The sequence below is a fragment of the Endozoicomonas sp. ONNA1 genome (assembly GCF_024606325.1).
GTDB lineage: Bacteria > Pseudomonadota > Gammaproteobacteria > Pseudomonadales > Endozoicomonadaceae > Endozoicomonas_A.
Window position 1 is genome coordinate 1 of the sequence record NZ_JAHHPN010000979.1, and the last position, 8,854, is coordinate 8,854.

The 8,854-nt window shown below is 48.1% G+C and carries 4 protein-coding genes; all 4 read left to right on the forward strand.

The window, feature by feature from the left end:
- Positions 1-251: hypothetical protein (locus tag KDK19_RS23580; RefSeq protein ID WP_257293082.1), on the forward strand; the 251-nt coding region annotated here is incomplete at its 5' end.
- Positions 252-513: 262 nt separating this feature from the next.
- On the forward strand, positions 514-996 hold the full coding sequence (locus KDK19_RS23585) for a hypothetical protein (RefSeq protein WP_257280425.1): 483 nt from the start codon (positions 514-516) through the stop codon (positions 994-996).
- A gap of 112 nt (positions 997-1,108) precedes the next feature.
- Positions 1,109-2,131 (forward strand): hypothetical protein, encoded by a 1,023-nt coding sequence (locus KDK19_RS23590; RefSeq protein WP_257293083.1) that lies wholly within the window; start codon positions 1,109-1,111, stop codon positions 2,129-2,131.
- Positions 2,085-8,792 carry a hypothetical protein gene (locus KDK19_RS23595; RefSeq protein ID WP_257293084.1) on the forward strand — a complete coding sequence of 2,236 codons (6,708 nt, stop codon included), beginning with the start codon at positions 2,085-2,087 and terminating at the stop codon, positions 8,790-8,792. Before KDK19_RS23590 ends, KDK19_RS23595 begins: the two co-directional genes overlap by 47 nt.
- The last annotated feature ends 62 nt before the right edge of the window (positions 8,793-8,854 follow it).

An 8,854-nucleotide genomic window follows, 5' to 3' on the forward strand; every position in this document is an offset into this window, starting at 1 on the left:
AGCATGGCTGGGAAAAATACTTCAGGGACAATGTACCTAAATGGTCATTCTCCCACGCAAAAAGTATTCCTTACTCTTACACTCTGGGTGCCTTCTATGAATGGCGGCACAGGAGTGACAGGATTGACAGGAAGGCTACAAGGACTGCAACGCCTGAGAAAACCCTTTCGGCCATGAAAGTAGCACGGACTGATCAGAAGATTGAGAAGTTCGCCTCTGAAAAAGATAAGAATATCCACAACGAACTTTAATATCAGAAACCAGTGCATGGCCCCCTTAATAGCCATCTAAAAACAACCAGTATAAAAATACGTAGCGTCGGGCCATCGATCAAGCCCTGTTATGAGGCGTGCATAAATGTATTCCTGCCCCGAAAAAACAACACAATTCTACTGTCATTGGACTTTGCCATTGTGAACTAAATTCACTCAACAACTTACCGGAACAACCCTGGGCGATTGACAGCCCCGTGTTAATTGAAGTTGCTCCCTTTCCCGTATGGTGCCCGATATAGTGAAATCCATGGGTTCCGGACAGGGGGTTCAGCTACCACTGCTGCAGAGGGTAACACCGCAAAAAGTGAAAACTCTGGCCTCTGCCACAGCCGGCCTCGTGCTGGGTTCGGTAGCCACTGCAGGAGCATACGCCTGCGGTCTGGTATCAGGGTTTACCTGCGCTCAAACACTTGTTTCCACACCTCAACGCTCCGTTGAAACCGATGAAGAGCATGCCAACCCTGTTAAAGCCAAAAACATAATGCCTGGCTGGACGCGGAAGGAGAATTATCTTCAGTTCCGTGAACGACGTGATCGGACCACAAAGATGTATGAGCATGGTTGGGAGAAATACTTCAGGGAAAATGTACCTGAATGGTCATTCTCCCACGCAAAAAGTACTCCTTACTCCTACACTCTGAGTGCCTTCTTCGAGTGGCAACAGGACAATGACAAGAAGCTCTCTTGTCATGATCGGGAAATGCCTCTCGGGAGACAATAAAGAGACCAGCGACGAATTCTGATCAGAAATCAGCGGATGGCCTCTTGATAACCATCCAACCGAAAGCAGTATGAAGGAATACATACTGGTTTCGTTCTTCTGAGGTAGTAGAATGACGAACGCACGCCCCAATGCTTTAAGCCTTGCCGTGGCCTTTGCCACCAGCTCTTTCATCATGGGTACACAGGCACTGCCCGAGCGCAAACTGCAGACAATATCTGTCGATATTCAGGACAAGGGACATTACGAGTTTGTCCAGAGTGAGGTCATCGTTAAGCCCACTTTAGGTGATGACCAACAGCCAATACCCAAATCCTTTACCACCACCTACCCTGATCTGTCGACATTCAGAGCAGTCTATACCGGCCCTGGCATTAGCTTTACAGACATTCTTTCCGTCACTGATGGTAGCGTTTCCAGCGTTGACCTGTTTGAAACAGACGAAAATGACATTGCTCAGAAGTACACCAAACTCCTGAAGATCGGTGATGAGGGTGTCTTCAGGTTCACCCATAACCTTGCAGAAAAGCAACTGGTCATTGAAGTCAGAAGCGGCATGACCGATCAGGATTCAGTTAAGGCTGTTCGTGATCAATGGAGTGGCGTCCAATCTTTAGAACCGTTAACGAAAATCGCCAGTCCCCCACAACTGTCAGCATTGCTGCAAGGTGCCGATCACAGAGCAGGATACCTCGGCACCCGTGATGACTTTGTGCCCCTTGCCATCATTGAAGTAGAAAAAGTTGAAGTGTATGAGCGTACCTTCATGCGTCTTATCGCTGCAGGTGATCAGCCTCCTGAGCTGAAACGCCTGGGTCAATCACTCTTTATCAATGATGATGCTCTCCTGGCAGCAGCCACCTCTGCCTATATCCAGGTTCATGTCCTGAGAGAGGATATACAACAGCAGGCTCTTAATGAATTGTTAGCACACAGCAAACCCGTCGGATACGTTGTCCAGGTCGAGGATGACACACAGGTTTATCCTGTGCCTGCGGGTTATCCAAAACTGGAAGTGACTGGTGAGACCCGGGGGGGGGATTATTGTTTTCCGTGGTCAAAAACAGAATCCGGCCCAAGCCGCTTTAGTGGAACGCCTATTCAGACTCTGGCAAACATCGGGTCATACTCATGAGTCTGAAGCACAAGTATCAACCCGGATTAAAAAAAGGATGCTCAATAACTACCAATACATCATTCGAAGCAGGCAGATGGCAATACTGGAGGAGCTAGCTGTACAGGGCGGGATTGAACTTGAAGATAAGGTAGAAAGGCTGCTTACGCTTGCATACTATGAATCTCTCGAGCAGGCATTAACCAATGCTGCTCCACCCTATGAGGTAGATGAGTTTGAATTCACAGTAAGACACATCAGGGTGGCTTCGTCGGTCGTCACGTCAAGCTGGGTACATAATCAACTCTTCAGACACTTCGGTTTCAACCCCGTACTTAGAAATCTTCTGAACAATCAGCTCTTTATTCACAGTATTCATCGAGTGATACCTGCTATCAGCAATATCAACCAAGTGCAGGATGATGCTCCCGGGGACGATAAACAGTTTGCTTCCAAAGTTATAAACAACATTTCCAGACAGCTGATGGAGATGGAAAACAAGCTGCTGGCTTTGCGGCAAAGAGAAGGCGATATCACCCAGCTCAGATACCTGATGAAGCTCGCAACGGAGAAAGCCGAGGCCATTGAAAAGGAAAAACTCGGACTGTTTCAGGATCGGCAACAACTGGAAACTAAGCTTGCACAGCATCGCAACAGGATGGATGCAGTGCAAGACCACATGGTGAAACTTCAGCAACAAGTCGAACAAATTCCAGAGCTTGAAAAAAAACTTCATATGGTCAGAGCCATTGCCAGAGAAAAGAAAAACCAGTTAGAACGACTTGAGCAGGAAGTCGAACGAATTCCAACGCTGGAACGAGAAGTTCAAGATGCCAGAGACGATGCCATAAGAGCTCGCAACGCTCAAACAGCAACAGAACTGGGTATTGACGACTGGGATGAGACTCAGCCGCTGGAATTACAAGCCAGACGCATCAGAGAAAAAATCCTTAAAATCAAGCCATTGGCTGCCACAACAAGACAGCCTGCTGAAGAAGCTGCAAAAGCAAAGCAGGCGAACATTGGAGGCAAGCGCAAAATTACTTCAGTCAATGGAAACACTCTGGATGACCTTCAATCCACTCAAGAGCAGCTGGATCAAATCACCGGACTACCTGATGAGAAAGTCCGGGAAAAACTGGCTACCATTGAAGGTCAGCTCGGCCTGACTCCGAATCACGAAGAAGACCTTGAAGCTCGTCGCAAGGCGATTCAATGGAATCTTAAACGGCAGGCAATTGAGATTACTCAACAATATAAAGAGGAGCAACTGGAACAGGAAAGACCGGATGTCTGGTTACAAAAACTTCACCAGGCATTCGAACAAATTCCACAGCTGGAACAACAAGTTCGTGATACCGCAGCAGATGTCACAAAAGCCCGCAACACTAAAACAACAGATCTTGGTTTTGATGGCAGAGATGATACCCAGCCAATGGTTGCTGCAATGAGACAACCCGCGCAAGAAGCTGCAAACGCAAAGCAGGCGAACATTGGAGGTCAGCGCATCTTTACTTCAGTCAATGGAAACACTATGGGTCAACTTTATTCCATTAAAGATCAACTGCTTCAAATCGCTGGACTGCCCGATGAGAAAGCCCGGGAAAAACTGGCTAACATTGAAGGCCGACTCGGCCTGATTCCGAATATCGAAGATGACCTTAAAGCCCGTCAGCAGGCCATTAAGTGGGATCTTAAACAGCAGGAAATTGAGATTATTCAACAATATAAAGAGGCTCAACATGATCAGGAAAAACCGGAAGTCTGGTTACGAAAACTTCAGCAGACAATCAAACAAATTCCAAAGCTGGAACAACAAGTTCGTGATGCCGCAGCAGACGCCACAAAAGCCCGCAATGCACAAATAGCAGCAGAGCTTGGTATTGGTAACTGGAATGATGCCCTGTCACCAGAGGAACAAACGAGCATCATCAGCCAAAAAATTCTTGAAAACAAGCCTCCAGTACCCGCAACATCGATTATCGCAACACCGTTTGTCGCACCATCGGTTGTCGCACCCTCGGCTGTCGCACCCTCGGCTGTCGCACCCTCGCCTGTCGCACCCTCGCCTGTCGCGCCCTCGGCTGTCGCGCCATCGGTTGTCGCAACACCGTTTGTCGCAACATCGGTTGTCGCAACACCAGTTGCCAGAACATTGGTTGCCGCAACACCGGCTGCCATAACATCAATTCCCGCAAAAGACACAACAGAACACCCTGCGGAAGAGGCTGCAAAAGAAAAAATAGCGGCCATTGAAAGCAAACTCAATATTATTCCAGACAATGAAAATGATCTGGAGACCCGCCTTCAGTCCATTCATCAACAGCTGCAACATGAGCAAGGGCCAATCGGTCGTGTAACCCGGAATAATCTGGCTAACTTTGAAATTCAGCTCGGTCTGGTTCCGGATAATAAAAAGGACCCGCAAGTCCGTCACCAGGCTATCAGGGAGCAACTAAAAGAGCAGGTAGCTCAGATCGATCAAGAACTTTTTCAAGCTAAGGTTAAAGCCAGCTATGCAACCCTTGCCGCCTATTTAAACATTGAGAATTTTGGTAGCAGTGCAGATATTGAGGATCAGGAACAGCGCCTGCTTCAAAAACTTACAACAATGGATGCTGAACATAAAATTCTGCATAAGAGCCTGAAGACATTGAGAGATCAAAAGGATTTAGAGGACTCTTTCACCTATGCCAGAAAAGCCGCTCTGGCAGAGGTTCTTGGTATTGACCTAAATAAAAACAGCAAACTGGAAGACCGGAAAACCCTGGAAAGAACGGTACATGTCAAGCTCTTCGAGCTTGCAAAGCTGGAAAAAGAACTGAAAGACATCAGAACACCAGGCCACCCTGAAGCGATGCCTGAAGTCCTTGAGACACTGAGTAATGTGGAAATAGCCCTTGAGATGCGTAACCTTGATGAAAGTAACGATGTATATCTCCGTCGCCAGGCCATTTCTGATGACATGCAGGCATTCATCAGAGATGCCAGACAGCGGACAGAGGAAGAGGCCCTCAGCCTGCTGAAAGCCGCAGAAGAAATACTCAACATCAAAGTCAATGAAGAGGATGACAAAACAACAAGACTCACCAAAATTTATAGAATACTTTACATCGGTGACCTCCCGGACAAGCTGCTGGATGAGTTAGACAATAACCTCTGGGCTTATAAAATCACGGCCCGGGGCGAGAAGAATCTCAAACTCCTTAAGCTTCTTGCACATCTTCACTATAAAATCGAAGACCCGGGCCCGGGTAAGCATGCCACAGAACAACAGATAGCTCTGCTGGAAGCCGTAGAAGAAATACTTAATATCAATTTCGATGAAGAGGATGACAAAGCAGCGAGACTTGCCTGGGTCCATACAGTGCTTGACGACGGCGATATCTCAGAAGATACGCTGGACCGCATAGGTCAAGCCCTCTGGAAAGGAGACAGCACAGCCCTGAGCGAGAGGGATCTCAAACTCAAGAAGCTTCGTGCGGTTCTAGCCTATAAAGTTGAGGATTGGTACCTGGACAAGCACGCCAAAGAACAACAGACATGTTTGCTTGCAGCCGTAGAGGAGAAGCTGAAGATCCACCCTCATGAATATGTTGCTGCTAAAGAAAGGGGCGAAGCTCTCACCGCGAAACTGGCCAAAGATCTGAATATCGCATTTGCAGAAGATGACAATCTGTCTGATCAAAAGGATGCTCTAAAAGCCAAAGTTCAGGCATTAATGGATGAATTCGACGAAGCTTCTGACGATGAAGGTGTCAGAAGAGCCAGAAACAATGAACTGGCCCATCAACTCAGCATTAAGGACTATGAAGAGGATGCCACTATCAACAATCAGAACAGTCTGATTGAAGCAAAACTCAAAGAGCTGTATGAAGCAATTTTCAATGCAGGTCAGCCTGACATTAATGAGCGTATCGCAACCATTGAAAATGATCTTGACAAGCAAATGGCTCGCTTGGGATCTAAACCCCGATACGCTCTTGATCGTGAGCTAGCCAGAGCCAAAGGAGACATAGAAAAAGCTAAAAGTGAGTTGGAGTCAATCCATCGCAAACTGGATGCTGTTTATGGTAAACAAGCGGCATTCGCACATTCTGGTGACACCCCCTCTGACACGGATTATGCAGCCACTGATGGTCAGGTTGAAGTCGATCACGCTAAGGGCGAAATGCCTGCCATCAGGAGAAAGTACACTCAGGTCACGAATTTCCTGCGAGAGCAAGATTTGCGAGAAATGGAATTGGCAGCCTATGCAAAAGTTGAAGAAAAACAGGCACAAGAGGATCTGAACAACAAAAATCAAGACATTGACGAGAGCCCTTTGCAGAATTTAGTAGCGAACCGGAAGCAAGCTCTGTTATCAGAAGCACAGGAAGCTATGGAGGATCATGAGGGGAGTCTTAAAGTCATTGAAGATGCCATGGGTCTCAAACCAGACTCTACCGCTAGCTATGATACCCGGATTGATGCCCTCAGAAAGAAAAAGCTGGAACTATTCGGGGATGATGGTAGTGGCGGCAAAATCCTGCAACTGATCCGGCAACAGGAGCGTCTGAAAAAAGAAGCAGTAGTCAAAAAAGCGAATATAGAGAACATGGAGCAAGTTCTGGAAGCTGCAGAGGAAGTTGTCAGAAATGAGGGTGGCCCCTTCCAGTACACGCCGGGACAGGCAGAAATACTCGCCAATATGTACGCCTTCATTCGAGCGCACTCTCTCAAGAAGCAGGCCCTGGAAGCCGCAATGGGTCTGGCACACTCAGCAGAACTGAGTGATAAACCAGTACCCGATCTTCTGACTTTTGACTTTGACGATGAATGGGCACCTGTTCACTTGCAGGCATCGGTCGGCAACGATCTAACGTTTGATCAGGCCAGACGAATGGTAGAAGTCTTCAAAAATCTGAAGACGACATTCACGTCCGGGCCTGAAGCAGGTCCGTCTCTGAGCCCTCTGAAAGAAGCCCGGGATCTGGCAAACAGGGCAAGGATTTATATTAAAAGCGGGCCACAACAGTACGACGATGAAATCCACGGTATGGGCGAAGCCGCTATTTACTTCGTCGATTGTGAGGCAAGGGATCTGAAAGGCTTCTCGGAATACTTCGCTGCCCGTTCTGCCAGTGGTAACAAGATCATAACGCTATTGCGTGAAGGTCTGATCAGCAAGGTTGAACTGGAGAACTACATCACGGCCGTCAGAAGTGTCGACGGTTATCAGACAGTGGATGAATTTGAGCACTTCCTGGGCTATGGACATGGAATCAAAGTGGCTGATTTCAAGGCTGTTGTCCGGATGCTGTCCGATGAGGGTGTTAAGGAATTCATGCAGAATGCCTTTACTCCTATGCCCCTGACTGGCCCGGCGGGTATGAAGGAGTCTGTTGCCGGCATGAAAGAGTACGCAGCTTCTGTTATCGCCAACTACGTTCTTGACGATATCGCCTTTGAAAACGGCCGCAAGACGGCTGCATTCCTGACCAATGTTCAGGATACCCTGACACCTTATGCCAATGCTGCTGGCATGTCTGAATCAGAGCTGATCCAGATTATCCATGGCACACTGATGCAGACTCATGCCGCAGCCGTTGAGCGGCAGCTCAATGATTACTGGATCAAGCCTTCGGCCTCGCTGGTGCAGGCGGTCACCTGGTACTTCTCCAGCTACAAACCTCTACTGGTGACATATACCGCCAGGCATGCTGCCAGAGTGTCCCTCGCAAACATGGCGTTTCTCTACCTTCTGGATTTGACCAACAGGGGTGATTACCTGCACCGGATGCCAACACCTTTCCAAAACTGGTTAGAACGCTACGGTGTTGACCTTGACCGAACTGACCAATATGCCTACCACAGTGGCATTGAAAAAGTCTCTGAAGTGGGTGGGCTGGCAATGCCATTGGGTAGGGCCGCTTCCTCAGTCATCCTGCTGAAAACCGGCTCTTTACTGTTTGCCAGACAATACAACGCGAACCCCTACATGTATCGCAACATTTTCCGTCTGGTGCCCGATATAGTGAAATCCATGGGGTCCGGACAGGGAGTTCAAATACCGCTGCTGCACAGGATGACACCCGAAAAAGTGAAAACTCTGGCCTCTGCCACAGCCGGTCTGGTGATGGGTCCGGTTGCCACGGCCGGAGCATACGCCTATGGTATACTATCCCGGTATACCTATGCGCAAACGTTCGGGTTTGCTCTGGCGTCGAGTCTCACTTTCGACTTTTTCATGAACGACAACAAGATGCTGACTCAATGGCTGGGTGGCCCCCTGGGCCGAAGTCTTGACACCATCAACCGCTGGCGAGGAGTCGGTGAAACCGGCGATAACTATGCGAAACGTACTGCCATTGCTACACCTCAACGCTTCAATGAAACGCATGAAGAGTACGCAGGCCGCGTTAAAGTAAACAACATGATGCATGGCTGGACTCGAAGCGAAAATTATCTGCAGTTTCGTGAACGCCGTGATCGCACCATGAAGTTGTTTGACAATGGCTGGGAGAAATACTTCAGGGAAAATGTGCCTAAATGGTCATTCTCCCATGTAGAAAGTATTCCCTACTCTTACACTCTGGGTACCTTCTTCAACTGGCAACAGAGCGACGATAAGAAAGTTTCTGGTCATGATAAAAAAATGCTTCTCAAGGGAGACGATAAAGTGACCCGCGACGAACTCTGATATCAGAAATCAGCGGATGACCTTTTCACAACCATGCCAACGAAACCAGTTTAAAGGAATAC